General features: G+C 66.1%; 16 protein-coding genes. 4 read left to right on the forward strand and 12 right to left on the reverse strand.

Going from position 1 to position 17,655, the window contains the following annotated elements:
• The first annotated feature begins 224 nt into the window (after positions 1-224).
• On the forward strand, positions 225-797 hold the full coding sequence (locus tag QX108_RS27245) for a septal ring lytic transglycosylase RlpA family protein (RefSeq protein ID WP_315718926.1): 573 nt from the start codon (positions 225-227) through the stop codon (positions 795-797).
• 208 nt (positions 798-1,005) lie between these two features.
• Here QX108_RS27245 and QX108_RS27250 read toward each other — a convergent pair whose 3' ends face one another.
• The 8 genes from QX108_RS27250 to QX108_RS27285 form a co-directional block, all read right to left on the reverse strand.
• Positions 1,006-2,241: a class I SAM-dependent RNA methyltransferase gene (locus tag QX108_RS27250; protein ID WP_315785944.1), complete on the reverse strand. Its 1,236-nt coding sequence runs from the start codon at positions 2,239-2,241 to the stop codon at positions 1,006-1,008.
• Positions 2,234-2,971: a TlyA family RNA methyltransferase gene (locus QX108_RS27255; RefSeq protein ID WP_315718928.1), complete on the reverse strand. Its 738-nt coding sequence runs from the start codon at positions 2,969-2,971 to the stop codon at positions 2,234-2,236. Before QX108_RS27255 ends, QX108_RS27250 begins: the two co-directional genes overlap by 8 nt.
• A gap of 369 nt (positions 2,972-3,340) precedes the next feature.
• On the reverse strand, positions 3,341-3,898 hold the full coding sequence (locus QX108_RS27260) for a nucleoside 2-deoxyribosyltransferase (RefSeq protein WP_315718929.1): 558 nt from the start codon (positions 3,896-3,898) through the stop codon (positions 3,341-3,343).
• Between the two features lie 30 nt (positions 3,899-3,928).
• The gene (gene dxs, locus QX108_RS27265) at positions 3,929-5,854 is read right to left on the reverse strand and encodes a 1-deoxy-D-xylulose-5-phosphate synthase (protein ID WP_315785946.1); all 1,926 of its coding nucleotides are present in this window, start codon (positions 5,852-5,854) and stop codon (positions 3,929-3,931) included.
• 379 nt (positions 5,855-6,233) lie between these two features.
• On the reverse strand, positions 6,234-7,556 hold the full coding sequence (locus QX108_RS27270; protein ID WP_315785948.1) for a hypothetical protein: 1,323 nt from the start codon (positions 7,554-7,556) through the stop codon (positions 6,234-6,236).
• A gap of 312 nt (positions 7,557-7,868) precedes the next feature.
• On the reverse strand, positions 7,869-8,120 hold the full coding sequence (locus QX108_RS27275) for an exodeoxyribonuclease VII small subunit (RefSeq protein WP_315718932.1): 252 nt from the start codon (positions 8,118-8,120) through the stop codon (positions 7,869-7,871).
• A gap of 100 nt (positions 8,121-8,220) precedes the next feature.
• On the reverse strand, positions 8,221-9,150 hold the full coding sequence (locus QX108_RS27280) for a histone deacetylase family protein (protein ID WP_172110658.1): 930 nt from the start codon (positions 9,148-9,150) through the stop codon (positions 8,221-8,223).
• Positions 9,151-9,262: 112 nt separating this feature from the next.
• Complete coding sequence (locus tag QX108_RS27285) at positions 9,263-10,939, reverse strand: bifunctional metallophosphatase/5'-nucleotidase (RefSeq protein WP_315785951.1); 1,677 nt, start codon at positions 10,937-10,939, stop codon at positions 9,263-9,265.
• Positions 10,940-11,038: 99 nt separating this feature from the next.
• Here QX108_RS27285 and bla point away from each other — a divergent pair, with 99 nt between their 5' ends.
• Positions 11,039-11,926, forward strand: a complete 888-nt coding sequence (bla, locus tag QX108_RS27290) for a subclass B3 metallo-beta-lactamase (RefSeq protein ID WP_315718935.1) — start codon at positions 11,039-11,041, stop codon at positions 11,924-11,926.
• Between the two features lie 3 nt (positions 11,927-11,929).
• On the opposite strand, the gene solA is transcribed toward bla, so the two are convergent.
• Both solA and QX108_RS27300 read right to left on the reverse strand, forming a co-directional pair.
• Entirely contained in the window at positions 11,930-13,114 is a 1,185-nt protein-coding gene (gene solA / locus QX108_RS27295; RefSeq protein ID WP_315785955.1) for an N-methyl-L-tryptophan oxidase, read from the reverse strand.
• A 21-nt stretch (positions 13,115-13,135) separates the two neighbouring features.
• A complete protein-coding gene (locus QX108_RS27300) occupies positions 13,136-13,900 on the reverse strand; it encodes a crotonase/enoyl-CoA hydratase family protein (RefSeq protein WP_315785956.1) in 765 nt (254 codons plus the stop codon).
• A 234-nt stretch (positions 13,901-14,134) separates the two neighbouring features.
• Here QX108_RS27300 and QX108_RS27305 point away from each other — a divergent pair, with 234 nt between their 5' ends.
• Positions 14,135-14,935 (forward strand): hypothetical protein, encoded by an 801-nt coding sequence (locus QX108_RS27305; RefSeq protein WP_315718938.1) that lies wholly within the window; start codon positions 14,135-14,137, stop codon positions 14,933-14,935.
• 9 nt (positions 14,936-14,944) lie between these two features.
• Here the strand turns inward: QX108_RS27305 and QX108_RS27310 are convergent, their stop codons facing one another.
• Together QX108_RS27310 and QX108_RS27315 are read right to left on the reverse strand one after the other, a co-directional pair.
• Positions 14,945-15,313, reverse strand: a complete 369-nt coding sequence (locus tag QX108_RS27310) for a hypothetical protein (protein WP_315718939.1) — start codon at positions 15,311-15,313, stop codon at positions 14,945-14,947.
• Position 15,314: 1 nt separating this feature from the next.
• Positions 15,315-15,659: a hypothetical protein gene (locus QX108_RS27315; RefSeq protein ID WP_246739128.1), complete on the reverse strand. Its 345-nt coding sequence runs from the start codon at positions 15,657-15,659 to the stop codon at positions 15,315-15,317.
• Between the two features lie 444 nt (positions 15,660-16,103).
• Between QX108_RS27315 and QX108_RS27320 the strand changes: the two genes are divergently transcribed.
• Complete coding sequence (locus QX108_RS27320; protein WP_315786023.1) at positions 16,104-17,372, forward strand: DUF892 family protein; 1,269 nt, start codon at positions 16,104-16,106, stop codon at positions 17,370-17,372.
• The last annotated feature ends 283 nt before the right edge of the window (positions 17,373-17,655 follow it).

The raw sequence follows: 17,655 nt of genomic DNA on the forward strand, positions 1-17,655 counted from the left end.
CCGGCCTGCATCTGCACACCCTACGGACGTACGTCGGATGCAAGGGTCGGTAACCCGATCCCGTGTGGAAAACCCGGGCGCGTCATTGATCCGATGAATCTGTGACATCGCTGCAACATGTGGCGGGAAAACCAGGAGTTGCGTCGCGCTGAAACTCTCTTTGCCACCGTGCCGCCGCGATTGGGCCGCGACCATGAAGCGGTTGAGGCAGAGGCGCACAGAACATGCGTATCATCGACCGGACAGAACGTCGCGAACGGCAGGACGCACGCAACTCCATCATTCAGGTCGGGACCTCGGGGCTCTCCCGTCAGCTCCTGAGAGTGACCCTCGTCTGTGCGGCGGCGGCCTCGCTGGCCGCCTGCGCGCAATCCTCGGCAGTCCGGCAGGCGCGCTGGACGTCGCCGACAAAGCAGGCCGGCGCCGAATTCCGGCCGCAGGTACAGCGCGCCGAGACAGCGTCGCAATCGGTGGTTCGCGTGCGCCATGCCGAGCCGAGCCTGCCGCCGGCCCACTCAACCTCGTCAGGTCTCGCCAGCTACTATTCGGAAGGCCAGAAGACCGCCAGCGGCGAGCGCTTCAATCCCTCGGAGTTGACGGCCGCGCATCGCAGCCTGCCATTCGGCACCCGCCTGCAGGTGACCAACGTCAAGACCGGCCGCTCCGTGGTGGTGCGCGTCAACGATCGCGGGCCGTTCGTCCAGGGGCGGGTGGTCGACGTGTCCTACTCCGCCGCCCAGGCGCTCGGCATGATCAATACGGGTGTGGCGCCGGTGAAGGTCAGCGTGGTGAGGTAGGCCTCGCAGGTGGTGGTCTACGCGGTGAGAACAGAAAAGAGCTGAGGGTTGGCGATCACGTTGGCTGATGGATGGCTCAGCTCTGGCGATGAACCGGGGTCGCCGTCACAAGCGGCGCTGCGCTCCCTCTCCCCGTGAAGAACGGGGAGAGGGGGCGCACCGTTCGTGCCGAGTAAGCTTTGCGTGTCAACTAATAGTTAGCTTGGGCTCACCGCACCAGCTTCGCCACGAGCTCCACGTGCGGCGTATGTCTGAACTGGTCGACGGGCACCACGGTTCCCAGCCTGTAGCCGCCGTCGATCAGCATACGGATGTCGCGCGCGAACGTGGTCACGTTGCAGGACACCGCGACGATCTCCGGCACCTTGCTCGCCGCGAGCTGCCTCGCCTGGGCCTGTGCGCCCTGGCGTGGCGGGTCGAACACGACGGCGTCAATGTCGCGCAGCTCCGGCGGCATCAGCGGGCGGCGGAACAGGTCGCGCGCCTCGGCCTTGATCGGCTTGAGGCCCGGCGTGCCCGCCGCCTTCTGCAGAGCCGCAATGGAGCCGGCATCATTGTCCATCGCGGTGACGCGCCCTCGCGCCGCCAGCCGCAGCGCGAATGGGCCGACGCCGCAGAACAGGTCGGCGACGTGCTTGGCCGTGCCGACGCGCTCCATCACCAGCTGCGCCAGCGTCTCCTCGCCTTGCACGGTGGCCTGCAGGAATGATCCCGGCGGCAAGGCCACCTGCGCCGTGCCCATGGTGACGACCGGCGGATTACGCATCAGCACCAGCTCGCCATGCCGCGTCAGGCGCGCCAGGCCATGCTGCTCGGCGAGGCGTGACAGCGCCGCGACCCGCGGCGGCGGCAGCGGGCCGGAGCCGCGGATGTCGATGTCGAGCCCGTTGCGGGTTGCCGTGGCCTGGATGTCGAGCGGCTTGCCTGTCGGCTTCAGCGCCTCCGCGAGCGCCCACGCCGCTTCGAGCGCGCCATCGAGCGCGGGATCAAGGATGGGGCAGCGGTCGATCGGGACGATCTCGTGGCTGTTCGCCGCCGAGAAGCCAACGCGAAGAATGTCGTGCGTGCCCATTCGCGCGTGAAACGTCGCGCGCCGCCGGCCGGCCCCGTGCGCGTCGACGAGATCGGCGACATCGCAATCGACCTTGGCGGCGCGTAGCGTTTCGACGACGATGTGACGTTTCCATTGCCGATAGGGCTCCGGCGCCCAGTGCTGAATGGCGCAGCCGCCGCAGACGCCGAAATGCGTGCAGAATGGCACGATCCGCTCCGCGCTCTCCGTCTCCACCGAGAGCAGCTTGCGGCGATCCGGGTGGCCGGGAACGGCAGCCGCCTCCACGGTTTCACCAGCCAGCGTGTAGGGCACGTACAGCGCCTCGCCCGAGGACAGCGACACGCCGTCGCCGCGATGGCCGACATGGTCGATGACGAGACGCTCAACCATGGCGGCGCGCTCCCAGGAAGAATTCGGCGTTGCCGTCGCCGCCCTTGATCGATGACGGGAAGATCTCGATGTCGCTGCAGCCGAGCGAGGCGGCGAAGGCGGCGACATCCTCGCAGACGGCTTGATGGACGGCCGCATCCTTGATGATGCCGCCCTTGCCGTGTTTCCCCTGCGCCTCGAATTGCGGCTTGATCAGCGCCAGCAGGCTCATCGGCGAGGCCGCCAGCGTCAGCGCCACCGGCAGCACCGCCTTGAGCGAGATGAAGCTGCAATCGATCACGACCACGTCCGGACGCTGCGGCAGCCGTTTGCCCTCGTAGCTGCGGATGTCGGTCTGCTCCATCGAGACGATCCTCGGATGGCTGCGCAGCGACGGGTGCAACTGGTCGCGGCCGACATCGACCGCGAACACGACCGCCGCGCCGTTCGCCAGCAACACCTCGGAGAAGCCGCCGGTGGAGGCGCCGACATCGAGGCACACATGGTCTTCCACCTCGACGCCATAGTGCTCCAGCGCCGCGGCCAGCTTGACCCCGCCGCGCGACACCCAGGGATGCGCCGGCTCGGCCTGCAGCACGGCATCGATCGGAATGGTCTCGGACGCCTTCACCACCTGCTTGTCATTGGCAAACACCAGCCCCGCCTCGATCGCCGCCTGCGCCCGCGCACGGCTCTCGAACAGGCCGCGTTCGACCAGGAGGACATCAGCGCGTTTGCGGGCAGGGGGCATGGGCGTGGTGATCAGTTGTCATGAGTTGTGGAGGTCGCGCATCAAAATCAGTGTCGTCCCGGGCAAGCATCAGCGCGCAACGCGCGATGATGCGCCGACCCGGGACCCATAACCACAGGGCGACGTTTGGAGGAAGGTGGTCACTCCGCGCCTGCCCAACACGACGTCCTGCGGTTATGGGTCCCGGCGTTCGCCGGGACGACGTGAAGCGATATCTTGCCTCAATACGAGATCCGTAGGGTGGGCAAAGGCGCGTGCACCGCTCTCTCCGCAAGCTCGTATCGCAATCGACGCGCCGTGCCCACCATCTTGATCTCGGCCGCGGAGATACGGTGGGCACGCGTCGTCTTCGGCGCCGCTTTGCGCACCCTACGATTCCGCGCCCAGCCGCTTGGCCGCCAGCTTCACGCATTCCTCGAACGCCGACAAATCATGCCACACATCCACCGGCCGCTCGCGCGGCAGCACAAGCGGGGCGCCGTACGCGTCGAGCGCGTGGATCATCATCAGATTGTCGGGCAGGCCGAAATCCTCGACCGTCAGTCCCTCCGCATCGACCAGCCATCCATTCTGCTCGCGCACCGACGTGAACCGCCGGGCGCGGTCGGCATAGACAGCCGGATCGTTGCAATAGCCGAAGCACAGCTTGCCTGATCCGGCCATGTAGCCGAGCTCATAGACCGTGCCGGCATCAGCGCCGGGGCCGCGGAACGGCGTGAGATTGGCGATGATGGCATCGGCGTCGTCCATCATCGCCTCGTTGCCATGGAAGATCTGGCGCGAAGCGTCGGACGAGGCGAGATCGACGGTGTTATCGAGAGGATAGAAGCCGATCAGGCCGTGGCGGTCGCAGATCGCGACCTTCTGCCGGCCGATCTCCAGGGCGTCCGGCAGGAACACGTCGGGACCTGCCAGGTAGATCTTCATGGCTCACCGGTGATGGCACTCAAGCCCGCCTCAGGCGAGCTTGACGGCCTCGGTCGCGTAGTCCTTGCCGAGCGCCTCGAACACCTTGCGGACGATGCCCTTGGCGTCGAGGCCGGCGCGGGCGTACATCGCCGCCGGCGTGTCGTGGTCCTGGAACTCGTCCGGCAGCACCATGGTGCGCATCTTCAGGCCGCCGTCCAGCATGCCCTGGTCGGACAGATACTGCATGACGTGCGAGCCGAAGCCGCCGATCGAGCCTTCCTCGATCGTGATCAGGATATCGTGCTCGCGGGCGAGCTTCAGCACCAGCTCCTCGTCGAGCGGCTTCATGAAGCGCGCATCGGCGATCGAGGCGGAGAGGCCGTGAGCGGCGAGCTCGTCGGCCGCCTTCTCGCACTCGGCGAGGCGGGTGCCGAACGACAGCAGGGCGACCTGCTTGCCCTGGCGGATCATGCGGCCCTTGCCGATCGGCAGGGGCACGCCGACTTCCGGCATCTCCACGCCACGGCCTTCGCCGCGCGGATAGCGCACCGAGCTCGGCCGGTCGTCGATCGCGACCTGGGTCGCCACCATGTGCACCAGCTCGGCCTCGTCGGACGCCGCCATGATCACCATGTTCGGCAGGCAGCCGAGATAGGCGTTGTCGAACGAGCCGGCATGGGTGGCGCCGTCGGCGCCGACCAGGCCGGCGCGATCGATCGCGAAACGCACGGGGAGGCTCTGGATGCAGACGTCGTGCACGATCTGGTCGTAGCCGCGCTGCAGGAAGGTCGAGTAGATCGCGCAGAACGGCTTGTAGCCTTCCGCCGCGAGGCCGGCCGCGAAGGTCACCGCATGCTGCTCGGCGATGCCGACGTCGAAGGTGCGCTTCGGGAAGGCCTTGGCGAAGATGTCGATGCCGGTGCCCGAGGGCATCGCCGCGGTGATGCCGACGACCTTGTCGTCCTTCTCGGCTTCCTTGACCAGGCTCTGGCCGAACACGTTCTGATAGGCTGGCGCGTTCGGCTTGGCCTTGGCCTGGGTGCCGGTGGCGATGTCGAACTTGGCCACCGCGTGATATTTGTCGGCCGCGGCTTCCGCCGGCGAGTAGCCCTTGCCCTTCTGGGTCACGACGTGGACCAGGATCGGGCCGGTCTCCATGTCGCGGACGTTCTTCAGGACCGGCAACAGATGGTCGAGGTTATGACCGTCGATCGGGCCGACATAATAGAAGCCGAGCTCCTCGAACAGCGTGCCGCCGTCCATCATGAAGCCGCGGGAATATTCCTCGACGCGGCTGGCGCGGTTGGCGATCACCTTCGGCAGATGCTGACCGAGCTGCTTCGCTGCATCGCGCAGCGTGCGGTAGGTCTTGCCCGAGTAGAGGCGCGACAGATAGGCCGACATCGCGCCGACCGGCGGCGCGATCGACATGTCGTTGTCGTTGAGGATCACGATCAGCCGCGAGTTCATCGCGCCGGCATTGTTCATGGCCTCATAGGCCATGCCGGCGGACATCGCGCCGTCGCCGATCACGGCGATCACGTTGTTCTTCCCGCCCGAGAGGTCGCGGGCCACCGCCATGCCGAGGCCGGCGGAGATCGAGGTCGAGGAATGGGCGGCGCCGAACGGATCGTAGTCGCTCTCGGCGCGCTTGGTGAAGCCGGAGAGGCCGCCGCCGGTGCGCAGCGTCCGAATGCGGTCGCGGCGACCGGTCAGGATCTTGTGCGGATAGGCCTGGTGGCCGACGTCCCAGATCAGGCGATCACGCGGGGTGTCGAACACATAATGGATGGCGGTGGTCAGCTCGACCACGCCGAGACCGGCGCCGAAATGACCTCCGGTCACGGAGACCGCATCGATGGTCTCCTGGCGCAGTTCGTCGGCGACCTGCCGGACCTGCTCGACCTTCAGCCGGCGCAGATCTTCCGGAGTCTTGATGGTGTCGAGAAGCGGCGTCTTACTAAATGTGGTCACGGTGACATTCCAATTTTGCAGGTCGGGTTCAAGGGCCGACGTCTGAGAGGTTCATCGTAACGGGCGGCGAAACCTGAAGCCTTGAAGGTCACATCCGCGCGGATCGAAGCCGCAGACCGGAGCCTAGCCGGGTTTTGGATCGATCTATGTGATGTAAGTCACTCTTGGTGGCCTTGCCGTCCTCGTTTGTCGCCCAAGATCGCCAAGTCGTTCAGCCAAGTCAGTTTTACCAGCTTTTGCAAGCGCTTAAGTTCCATCCTTTGAGGAGAATGGGCACTTCCAAAAACCCGCAGTTCCGAGAAGCTTTACACCAAAGCGCGTCTTAAAGCCAACCCGGCGCAAGATGGCAAGCCCGCAAAGGGTACCTGCACGTCAGATCTCAACCTCGGCGGCGCACCGGAGGTTCCATGGAGCTGCTCAAATCGACGGCAGCCGCGGCTCCGCAATAGACCGGAGAGACCAGCTCCGTCCAGGCTTTTTCCCGCGATGCAGAATCGGTTGCGGTCGCGATGGCGAGCGCTGCTGCGGGCTGAGCCATGCGTTCGCGTAAGGGGATCGGCCCGCACACGATCATGAAGAAGTCATAGGCATGCGGCCTTTCGTTGGCCATCACGAACTGGAAGTGAACGCGAAAGAACTGCCAGCGAAACGTGCTGTAACGATCGGGCCGGATGATCTCGCGGAAGCGCACCGGCACGATCGACGGATTGCGTCTGGTGTCGCCGACCTCGACGCCGTGCGCGGTGATCGGATCGAACTGGAAGAAGTTCATCACGTCCTTGCGCGCCTGGCAGTCGATCCAGTCGACTGAAGGCTCGATCGCCAGCCGGCGCAGATGATCGCGGAAATCGGCGGCCGCCCGATGAAAGCCGATGATGGGAAAATTGCCGCCGAGCGTCAGCAGCAGCAGCCGCGGACCGTGACGGCCGAGCGCGGGATCGAGCTTCAAGGCGCGCGCCAGGATTTCCGCGGCGAGGAACGAGCCCGAGCTGTGGCCGACGATGACGATCTCATCGGCTTCGCTGCGAGCTGCGACCTCGGTCAGGTAGCGTGCGAACCGGTCGATGCGCGCGTCCCATTCGGGACGTTGGCGGTGGGCGAACTGCCAGGTCCAGATCGTGTCGCACAGTAAATAAAGGACGTAAGTCTGGTTTTCGAATGTCCGCAGCGCAGCCCAGAGCAGGGCTGCGAACGTCACGGCGCCTGCGAGCCAGCCCAGAAGAACGGGGGCGCCGATCGCGTCGAGGCCGCTGCTGACGCCGAAGCCGATCGCAGCACAGGCGGTCGCCTCCAGCAGCAGGATGATGTGCGGCCAGGTGATGAAGGTGGCAAAGCGCCAGTTGGCTTTCCAGAACCGCGCGATGGTGCCGTGCGCCACGAGCCGCAGATAGATCCAAACCGCCTGCAGCACGATCCGCCAGATCGGTGCGGCCAGATCGCTCTGAATGAAATCCTCGAAACGGAGGAAGTCGTAGTTTGTTCGGGTGGTCCAGCCGGGGCCGCTGATGTCGACGGTGCTGGTCTCGATCGACCACGACGTGATCTCGTCATCCGTGCGGCTGTGAGGACGGCTGATCGTGGTTGCGAGCTGGTACAGTCGGCCAAACTTGCGCAGCTCGGTGCGGAACATGCGATAGTACTGCGCAAGGCCCCGCGGATCGTAGCCCTGCACGTAGATCACATGACGGGTCTGCACGCGCACGAGGGTGTTGGGCCTCCGAAATAATCTTCGAGAAACAGCGTTAATGGATCGAGCCGGCGTGACCGCGAAAGCCGGTTGTAACGGTCAGGAGTTCTCCTGATCCGGGGCTATAGCAGCCCGGCAGGAGCGCCAAGGACCTCTTTGCCCCAATTTCGGCCGATATGCACGATTGGGAGGCGGCACACCCCGCGGTCAATCCGCGCAGGCGGGCTCGAAAATTTTTTTCGAGCCGGTGGTCCGGAGAGCAGGAGCGCCATCTGAACCCTGAGGCGGAATGCGAGCGCCGGGCTCCAGGGGCTCCGGCAGCTTCCGCTACTGTACGTCGAGCGGCACGGTTCCGGTCGCGCGGCCGCTGGCGTCGGTGGTGATCTTCTCGACCCGGGCCTCGGCCTGCCGCAGCAGCTCCTCGCAGCGCCGCTTCAGCGCCTCGCCGCGCTCATAGATCGCCACCGATTCCTCGAGCGGCACCTTGCCGTCCTCGAGCCGTTTGACGATCGATTCCAGCTCCTCGATCGCGCGCTCGAACGACAGCTTCTTGACGTCGGTTACGGTGTTGTCCGCCATACGGGTTCCCTGCAGATCACTCAACTCCGGGGCCGTGCTTTTACACGTCGGTCGTGCCCCTGTCAGGCCCTGCCGGGGTGAACCGGTCGGAAACTGGGGATTACGCCCCGGTCAGCGCCGCGACGTGGGCCGAGACGGATTCCTTAAGGCCTTGAAGATCATAGCCGCCTTCCAGGACGGAGACGACGCGGCCGCCGGCGGTCTTCTCGGCGAGTTCCATCAGCTTGCGGGTGACCCAGCCGAAGTCCTCCGCCCGGAGGTTCAGCGACGCCAGAGGGTCGCGATAATGGGCGTCGAAACCGGCCGAGATGATCACCAGCTCCGGGCTGAACTTGGTCAGCTGCGGCAGGATCAGGTTCTCGAAGGCGGAGCGAAACTCCAGGCTGCCGTCCTCGGAAGCCAGTGGCGCGTTGACGATGGTGTCGTGCTCACCGCGCTCGCCACGGGCTCCCGTGCCCGGGAACAGCGGCATCTGGTGGGTCGAGCAGTACATCACGCTCTTGTCTGCCCAGAAGATGTCCTGGGTGCCGTTGCCGTGGTGGACGTCGAAATCGATGATGGCGGCACGCTCGATGCCGAAGGTGCGCTGGGCGTAGCGGGCGGCGATGGCGACGTTGTCGAAGAAGCAGAAGCCCATCGGCTTGGCGATCTCGGCGTGGTGGCCGGGCGGGCGCACCGCGACGAAGGCGTTCTTGTGCCGCCCCGACATCACGGATTCGGTGGCGGCGACCGCGCCGCCGACGCCGCGCATGACCGCTTCCCAGGTGCCGGGCGACATCGAGGTGTCGCCGTCGAGATAGATGATGCCGGATGTCGGCGCCATCTGGCGCAGCTCGGTGACGTAATGCTCGTTGTGGCACAGCAAGGCGAGCTCGATGTCGGCCTCCGGCGCCTCGTCGCGGTCGAGCAGGGCGAAGCGCTCCTCGGTCAGGGCCTCCTCGACGGCGCGCAGGCGGTCGGCCCGCTCCGGGTGGCCGGACGGCGTGGCATGATCGAGGCAGGCTTCATGAGAGAGATACAGCGTCGACATCAGGGCTCTGCCACTCGCGCGTTGCGGGAGCGCCCAATCTATGCGCTGAACACGGGCTCGAAAAGAGCCCTGACGGGGATATGGCCGGGTTTCCCGCCGCGCCGGCTGAGCGTCACTGGGCCTTGTTGACGATGCGGTCGCGCGGTGGCGGCGACAGCGGGCTGTTGGCCTTGAGATAGGCGAACAGCGCCTCGTCGTCATAGGAGCCGACGATCGGATCGCGGCCGCTCTTGAACGCGGTGAAGCCGTCGCCGCCGAGCGCGAGATAGTTGTTGAGGGTGACGCGATAGGACGCGGCGGGCTCGATGATCTTGCCGTTCAGCGTCATGGTCGCCGCATCGATGCGTGCCCCGGCCGGCTGCTTGGCGTCGAACGCATAGCTGAAGCCGCGGGAGATCTGCAGGATGCGCGGCCGCGCCGGATCCAGCCATTGCTGCTCCAGCGCGGCCCTGATCTCGGCTCCTGTCAACGTGACCGTCATCAGCTGGTTGCGGAACGGCTGGCTGGCGAACACGTCGGCAAAGGTCACCGCGCCGTCGTCGCGCCGCACCAGATCGGTGCGGATGCCGCCGGGATTCGTCAACGCAATGACTGCGCCGCCCTTGGCTGCGGCCGATGTGGCCGCGAGCTGGGCATCGGCGATGACGTTGCCGAGCACACTCTCGCCGGATGCGTTCGGCAGGCGGGACAGCACCTGCGTGATCGCGCCCGCAGGACGGTCGGCGATCGGCGCAGCGAGCTTTTCGTAAGCTTCGATCAGCGCCGTCTGCGCCGGATCCTGCGGCAGCGTGGTGTCGACGACGATGTTGGTCGCGACGGCTTGGGTCACATCGCGCGTCGTGCGGTCGAGCTTGACGTCGATGGCCGTCACCAGCGTGCCGAACTTGTCGCCCGACGTGACGAGCCGCTTGTCGATCGTGCAGACATAGGCCTGATGGGTGTGGCCGGAGATGACGATGTCGACGGCGCTGTCGAGGTCCTTGACGATGTCGACGATCGGACCGGACAAGCCCGGGCATTCGTTCATGCCGCCGGACGGCCAGCCGCCTTCGTGGATCAGCACGACGATCGCCTGCACGCCCTTGGCCTTCAGCTCCGGGATCAGCGCGTTGATGCTCTCGGCCTCGTTGCGGAAATCGAGGCCGGCCGCGCTCGCCGGCGAAATAATGCCGGACGTCGCCTTCAAGGTCAGACCGATGAAGGCGACGGGGATGTCCTCGAAGGTGCGGATCTCGTAGGCCGGAAACACCGTCTTGTCGGTGCCGGCAAGAAACGTCGACGCGGCGAGATAGTGAAACCTGGCTCCGGTGAACGGCTTCGGTCCGCGGCAGCCGTCGGTCGGATGACAGCCGCCATTCTGCATCCGCAGCAGCTCGTCCTTGCCCTCGTCGAACTCGTGATTGCCGACGGCGGAGAGAGCCAAGCCCATCTGCGACATCGACTCGATGGTCGGCTCGTCGTGGAACATCGCCGACAGGAACGGGCTGGCGCCGATGAGGTCGCCGGCGGCGACGAAGATGGTGTTCGGCTGGCCGTCCGACAGCAGCTTGACCAGGCTCGCCATCTGCGCTGCGCCGCCGGCCGGCACCACGCTGCTCTTGGTCGGATCGGCGGGATCGGCGACGCGGATGCCGGAGGCGGGCGGCTTCAGATTGCCATGAAAGTCGTTGATGGCGAGGATGCGCAGCGACACCGGCTCGTCCTCGGCGGAGGCAGGCAGAGCGGCCAGGCTGCCGGCAGCGGCGCTGGCCAGCAGGGCGGCGAAGGCGAGACGGTGGAGCAGGCTCATGACGGGTCACGTGTGATGCGGGCGGCGCGGCGCGATTGCCTCGACGCGGTCGCAATGACATAAAAAGGTTTCATAACAACAATACATCGGGAGTCCGGAATGAAAAGAATGATGCTGCTGTCCGCCGCGCTGTCGCTCGTGGCCGGCTCCGCTGCAGCGCAATCACTGCCGGATTTCATGAAGCAGATGATCGCCGCGTGGAATAAGCCGACCGAGCCGTTCAAGGTGATCGACAACATCTACTATGTCGGCACCAACGGTCTCGCCTCCTACCTGATCACGACGCCGCAGGGGCACATCCTGATCGACACCGTGATGCCGGAATCGACAGCGCAGATTGAGTCCAGCATCGGCAAGCTTGGCTTCAAGGTGGCCGACATCAAATACATCATCAACACCCACGCCCATATCGACCACACCGGCGGGCTGGCGCAGATCAAGCAGGAGACCGGCGCACAGATGGTGGCGGGCGCCAAGGACGTGCCGCTGCTGGAAGGCGGCTTCTATCCGGGCCGCGAGGATGAGAAGCATCTCAACTTTCCGCCGGTCAAGGTCGACCGCGCGGTGCGCGAGGGCGATACGGTCGTGCTCGGCGGCGTCACCCTGACCGCGCATGAGACGCCGGGCCATTCGCCGGGCTGCACCAGCTGGACGACCGACGTGAAGGACGGCGACGCCACGCGCAGCCTGATCTTCTTCTGCAGCGCCACCGTGGCGCTGAACCAGCTGGTGGGACGGCCGACCTATCCGGGGATCGTCGACGACTACAAGAAGACCTATGCCTGGGCGAAAACCGTGCATCCCGACATCATGCTCGCGCCGCATCCGGAGATGTATGGCATGGCCGACAAGCGCGCAAAGATCGCGGCGGGCGAGCCTAGTCCGTTCGTCAAGCCGGGCGAGTTCAATGCCTATCTCGACAGGCTGGAGACGCAGTTCAACGAGGGCCTCGCCAAGCAGACGGCCGCGCTGCAGTCCGGCAAGTAGCCGTCACCGGGCGGACAGCCGGTTCAGCGCGAAGCCGGAGACGTCGACGCGCGGCGGGGCGCCCATCGCCATCGCCGCGAGCGCCTCGCCGACCGCCGGCGAATGCTTGAAGCCGTGGCCGGAGCAGGCCGAGGCGTAGATGACATTGTCATCGGCCGGATCGCGGTCGATGATGAAGCGTCCGCCGGGCGCATTGGTGTAGAGGCAGACCTCGCTGCGCAGGCATGCGGGCCCGAGATCCGGCACGAACGGCCGGACATAGGTCTCGTAGGTCGCGACGATTTCATCCGGCGTGACCTCGCGCGACACGCGATCCGGATCGGTCTCGCCGGTCATCACCTCGTTGGCGATCTTCACGCCTTTGCCGGGCGAGTCGAGCCAGGGAAAGCCGTAGATGTCGGACGCGGCGCGCTCGCGGCCGCTGACGTCCCAGATGAAGACCGGCGCATCGGGGCCGAAGCGCTCCGGGTTGGACAGGATCTCGAACCAGTACAGCACCTGACGCGTCACGTTCACCCGCCGCTGCAGCGGCGCGATCAGCTCGGTGATCCACGGCCCGGTGGTGACGATCAGCGTCGTCGCCGAGGCGCTGGCGCCGTCATCCATGGTCACTGTGAGCGCGCTGCCGACGCGGCGGAACGCGGTCACGCGCCGGCCCGTGAGCAGCTCGGCGCCATGGCGCGCGGCGACGGCGAGCTCGGTGCGCACGCAGTCCTCGACCAGGAGATAGCCGCCCTCGCGATCGAGAAAGGCGCGGTCGCTCGCCGCAGTGGCGAATGCCGGATAGTTCGCGCGCAGCCGCTCCGGCGATAGCGTTTCGCCGTCGATGCCATGCAGCCGCGCCGCCGTCTCGATGTTGGCGAAGAACTGCGCGCTCGTGACACCGTGCACCTCACCGCCATGCTGGCTCGGGATGAACAGGCAGCCGCATTGTTCGAACAGGCGCGCGCCGGTCTCGCGTTCGAGCTCGCGCCAGATGTCGTGCGAGCGCTGCGCCAGCGGCGTGTAGTCGACGCCTTCGCCGATCGCCGCGCGGGTGATGCGGGTCTCGCCATGGGTCGAGCCGAACCGGTGCGGCGGCTGGAAGCGGTCGATGCCGAGCACGCGCTGTCCGGCCTTGGCCAGATGCAGCAGCGCGGCGCTGCCGACCGCGCCGCAGCCGATCACGATGACATCAAACTGCGCCATGCGGATGCGAAGACCCCAGCGTCACTTTTTCTTCTTGCGCGACAGGAATGCCTTGAAGGCGCCGATCGCCTCGTCCGAGGTCATGCGCTCGGCGAACAGATAGGCCTCCTGGTCGATGCGGCGGGTCAGCTCGTCCGGCGGGGTGCGGATCAGCTTGCGCCCGATCGCAACCGCCTCCGCCGGCAGCCGGCAGATGTCGCGCGCCACCTTGTGCGCCTCGACCTCGGTATGCCCCGGGGCCACCACCGTGTTGACGAAGCCGGCGATCTGCGCATCCGCCGCCGTCATGGTGCGTCCCATCACCAGCATCGCGAACGCCCGCTGATAGCCCATGGTCTGCGGCATCAGCAGGCTCGAGGCGCCCTCCGGCACCAGGCCGAGATGGATGAAGGGCGTCGAGAACGTCGCCGTGGTCGAGGCCAGCACATAGTCGCAGTGGAACAGCATCGTCGTGCCGATGCCGATCGCGACGCCGTCGACCGCGGCGATGATCGGCTTGACGTTGTGCGCCAGCGAATACAGGAACTTGGTCGCCGCCGAGGTGCGCACGGCGTCGCTGCCGGCACTGCCGGCGTGCAGAAAGTCTTCCAGATCATTGCCGGCCGTGAACACGCCGGAGCCGCCGGTGATGATGATGCAGCGCACCAGCGGATTGTTCTGCGCGGTGTCGATCGCATCGCTCATGCCGAGATACATCGCCTGCGTGATCGCGTTCTTCTTCTCCGGACGCCGCAGCTTGATCGTCCGCGTCTCGCCTTCGTCGGTGACGATCAGATGGTCGGTCATGGGCCCCTCATGCGTCTGTCCCGGCGGCCGCGATGCCGCCGGTGATCATCGAGTCGATGCTGTCGCCCGAGCCTACATCATCCGCCGACCGCGCCAAAGGCTGAAGCGGCGCGGGCGGCAAGGTGGCGTGTGGCTGGCAATGGCCGCACGTCGTGGTTTATGATTGGTTTGCGACCGCAACGCGGCTAAATGTGTGCGCAGGTCGAGCTGCGGTCCCCCTGGAAGGCTGATCCCATGACACGAGCGGTTTCCGTGCTGCTGTCGCTGCTGCTGTGCAGCGCCTTCACCGGCGCTGCGCGGGCCGGCGCCATCGATCGCGCGCTGCTGTCGCTGTTCTGTGCGCCCAAGGCGATTGCCGGCGCGACCTGCAAGGACGCGAAATCCTATCCCAACTTCAGGGGTGACCGCTGCGACGTCAAGCTCAGCGAGAAGCGCCAGCAGGGCCGCTTCGTGGATCCCGGCAAGCCGCTGCTGATCGTGAGCTATGGCAGCGAGTGCGAGCCGCACGCGACCGACTGGGGCGGCTCGGTGCTGTTCGAGCAGACCGGTCGCGGCTATGTCTTCCGTGGCTATCAGCCCGGCATGCAGGTGGACGAATGCATGATCGCCGGTCAGGCGGGCGGGCTCGACGTGCTGGTCTGCCTGACCGGGCATATGGGGCAGGGCTTTCTGGAGACCGCGGTGGCGCGGGTCGGCTTCAAGGGCCGCGCGCGCATCGAGATGTCCTACGACTTTCTGCTCACGGCTTCGGATTCCACCGGCGCCTACACGTCCAACGTCGTCACCTGCTCGGAGCAGTTCAAATATTTCGGACTGTCGAAGCTCGCCGCCGGCCCGCGCCCCGGCACCGTCGTCGCGCAGGCGGATTATGCCGACCGCGATACGATCACCAAGGCCTGTGCCAAGGGCTTTCCGATTCCGAAGGATGCTCAGGACTATGAGATCGCGCCGGGCGAGGCCTTCGTTCCCAACCCCTACGTCAAGAGCGGCAGCGTCCTCATCGACATCTTCCGCCGAACCGTGACGTTGCGCTGAGCGCTGCGCTCAGCGCGCTCCGTCCGTGCGCGGTGGCGCGGCGGGCGTGCGCGGCGCGCCCGTCGGCGCCTGCCGCACCACCTCGCGCCGCAGCGCCTGCTCCAGCACCGCGAGCCGCGTCGCCATCCGCGTCAGCTCGTCATGCATCGAGGTCTGGACGCCCTGCACGGCGTGCTGCACCTCGCGCAGCGCGTCGCGCTGCGTCTCCGCCTTGAGCACCCTGAACTCGGCTTCCATCGTGGTGAGGCGCTGATTCAACGCCCGGATCGCCTCGGCGATCTCCTTCTGGCCGTCCTGCAGCGCGCGCACGTGATCGACCAGCCGCAGATGATCGGTCAGCTCCTCGACCGTCTTGCCGATGTTGCTGCGGCCCCACATGCTACTTCACCGACCGCAGCAGCGTCCGGATCGTCGCCAGATGGTCTTCGGGCGAACCGAGCCGGGACGAGATGGCGCTCATCAGGTCCTTGCGCAGCTCCGACAGCTCGTCCTCGGGCACGATCCGCTCGGCCGGCTCGTCATGCGGCATCCGCCGCGGCTCGACCTCGAGGGGGCGGGGCTCGAGTTGGCGCGGCTCGACGTCGAAATAGGGCGGCCGTTCGTAGACCGGGATGTGCGGCGCCTGGCGCGATGAGGTGACGCGGGCCAGGCCGGGAAACCGCGGTGGCGGCGTCCGCGCCGGGTGTTCGATCTGATCGATCAGCGCAGCCAGCGCGACGTCCATGTTGCTGTCGTCGGGTTCGTCGTCGACAAAATGGTAGGACGGCTTCCGCACTGTCGCCCCATTTGCGGGCGAGGATGACGTGAGTGACGATGCGTGGTCGCGGAGTCGCTCGATGACCCGGCGGACTCGCTCGCCGAGACCTGGCTTCTCCCTGGCCGGTGTTCGCATCAACATGTCACTCTCCAGCGGAACAGCTTAGGCGAGCAGGGAAAACCTTAGCAAGAGGCAGTTGTTGAGCTGCCAACAGGATGTCGTGCCGGTCACATGGATTCCGGCCGGTTCCTTGCGAGATCGTCTCGCCGCCTTCCCCTCTCAGTGCGACTCACCGTGCATAAGACAGGGATCGTAGACGCAGAGCCGCGCCTGTTCCTCGGCAGACGGTAAGGAACAACCATGGAAGCGGGCCGTTCCGACATTGCCTTCCCCAGGAATATCGAGGTCCCCATGTATCACCACGTCAAGAAGCTGATGTTCACCGTTCGTGTCGACGAGCCCGATCCGCGTTTCGGCAACATGCTGCTGGAGCAGTTCGGCGGCGCCAATGGCGAGCTTGCTGCCGCCATGCAGTACTCCATCCAGGGCCTCAATTGCGAGGACCCCGATCGCAAGGATCTGTTGATGGACATCGGCACCGAGGAGCTGAGCCATCTCGAGGTGGTCGGCACGCTCGCCCGCATGCATCTCAAGCCCGCCAAGTTCGACCGCGAGGCCGCCGAGGCCGATCCGCTGATCGCGATCGCCGGCGGCGGCGGCGTCAACCTGTTCAACTCGCAGGGTAATCCGTGGACCGCCGACTATCTCAAGATCACCGGCGAGCTCGACGTCGACCTGCGCAGCAACATCGCGGCCGAAGCCCGCGCCAAGATCGTCTATGAGCGGCTGATCAACTTCACCGACGATGCCGGCACCAAGGACGCGCTGCAGTTCCTGATGACGCGCGAGATCACCCACATGAAGGCGTTCGCGCTGGCGCTGGAGAGCATGAACAAGCCGGCCTTCAGCGTCGGCCGCATCGCGCCGACGCCTGGCCTGGTCGACCAGTTCTTCAACGATTCCACCGGCGCCGGCGACCATGGCGAGATCGACACCCGCGGCCCCTGGAACGAGGGCGGCGACTGGGTCTTCACCGAATCGCCGGCGATCCAGGCCGGCGAGAACGGCGCGTCCAGCGCGATCGTCACCGAGAGCTCACCGCCGGTCGATGAGGCCGGCCTCGGCGAGCTCCTGATCGAGGAGCTGCGCGACATTCTCCATGCCGAGAAGCAGCTCACCAAGGCGCTGCCGAAGATGGCCGAGGCCGCACGCTTCGACCAGCTGCGCGAGTTGTTCGAGCAGCACCTGGTCGAGACCGAGGCGCAGATCGAGCGCATCAACGAATGCTTCGAGCTGCTCGGCAAGACACCGCGGGCAAAGCCCTGCAAGGGCATGATGGGCCTGGTCGAGGAAGGTCAGGAGATCATCGCGCAAGGCGAGGACAAGGAGGATGCCGCCGCCGATCTCGCGCTGATCGGCGCCGCGCAGCGTGTCGAGCATTACGAGATGTCCGGCTACACCACCGCCCGCAACCTCGCCTCGCAGCTCCGCCACAGCGCGGTGGTCGCGCTGCTCTCGAAGTCGCTGGCCGAGGAGGAGAACGCCGATCAGCTCCTCAACCAGGTCGCAAGATCGCTGATGTCCGTCGCCAAGATGCCGGCGGCGATCGAGCAGGCGTGAGGGGGCGTAATCGTAGGGCGGATGAGCGCAGCGTCATCCGCCGTCGTCCCAACCAAGACGGCGGGTTACGACATCGGCTAACTGAATAACCGCCCTACGAGTCTGAACTCTCTCAATCGTCATTCCGGGGCATTCGCGCGCAAACGGCGCAGCCGTTTGAAGCAGCGCGAATGAGCCCGGAATCCATAACCACAGGCCTCGGTGCGAAGCGAGCACTCGCCACATCCCGCTCGCGCCTCATTACCATCGTGAGTAGGGATTCCGGGCTCGCCCTGCGGGCGCC

Source organism: Bradyrhizobium sp. SZCCHNR1002 (assembly GCF_032381435.1).
Lineage (GTDB): Bacteria > Pseudomonadota > Alphaproteobacteria > Rhizobiales > Xanthobacteraceae > Bradyrhizobium > Bradyrhizobium aeschynomenes.

Excerpts from the sequence above, each read along its gene's own strand:
- QX108_RS27300 (WP_315785956.1), bottom strand. The coding sequence starts at position 13,900 with ATGACCGACCATCTGATCGTCACCGACGAAGGCGAGACGCGGACGATC.
- QX108_RS27250 (WP_315785944.1), bottom strand. The coding sequence starts at position 2,241 with ATGGTTGAGCGTCTCGTCATCGACCATGTCGGCCATCGCGGCGACGGC.
- solA (WP_315785955.1), bottom strand. The coding sequence starts at position 13,114 with ATGGCGCAGTTTGATGTCATCGTGATCGGCTGCGGCGCGGTCGGCAGC.
- QX108_RS27315 (WP_246739128.1), bottom strand. The coding sequence starts at position 15,659 with ATGGACGTCGCGCTGGCTGCGCTGATCGATCAGATCGAACACCCGGCG.
- QX108_RS27255 (WP_315718928.1), bottom strand. The coding sequence starts at position 2,971 with ATGCCCCCTGCCCGCAAACGCGCTGATGTCCTCCTGGTCGAACGCGGC.
- QX108_RS27305 (WP_315718938.1), top strand. The coding sequence starts at position 14,135 with ATGACACGAGCGGTTTCCGTGCTGCTGTCGCTGCTGCTGTGCAGCGCC.
- QX108_RS27320 (WP_315786023.1), top strand. The coding sequence starts at position 16,104 with ATGTATCACCACGTCAAGAAGCTGATGTTCACCGTTCGTGTCGACGAG.
- QX108_RS27285 (WP_315785951.1), bottom strand. The coding sequence starts at position 10,939 with ATGAGCCTGCTCCACCGTCTCGCCTTCGCCGCCCTGCTGGCCAGCGCC.
- bla (WP_315718935.1), top strand. The coding sequence starts at position 11,039 with ATGAAAAGAATGATGCTGCTGTCCGCCGCGCTGTCGCTCGTGGCCGGC.
- QX108_RS27260 (WP_315718929.1), bottom strand. The coding sequence starts at position 3,898 with ATGAAGATCTACCTGGCAGGTCCCGACGTGTTCCTGCCGGACGCCCTG.
- QX108_RS27275 (WP_315718932.1), bottom strand. The coding sequence starts at position 8,120 with ATGGCGGACAACACCGTAACCGACGTCAAGAAGCTGTCGTTCGAGCGC.
- QX108_RS27245 (WP_315718926.1), top strand. The coding sequence starts at position 225 with ATGCGTATCATCGACCGGACAGAACGTCGCGAACGGCAGGACGCACGC.
- QX108_RS27310 (WP_315718939.1), bottom strand. The coding sequence starts at position 15,313 with ATGTGGGGCCGCAGCAACATCGGCAAGACGGTCGAGGAGCTGACCGAT.
- QX108_RS27280 (WP_172110658.1), bottom strand. The coding sequence starts at position 9,150 with ATGTCGACGCTGTATCTCTCTCATGAAGCCTGCCTCGATCATGCCACG.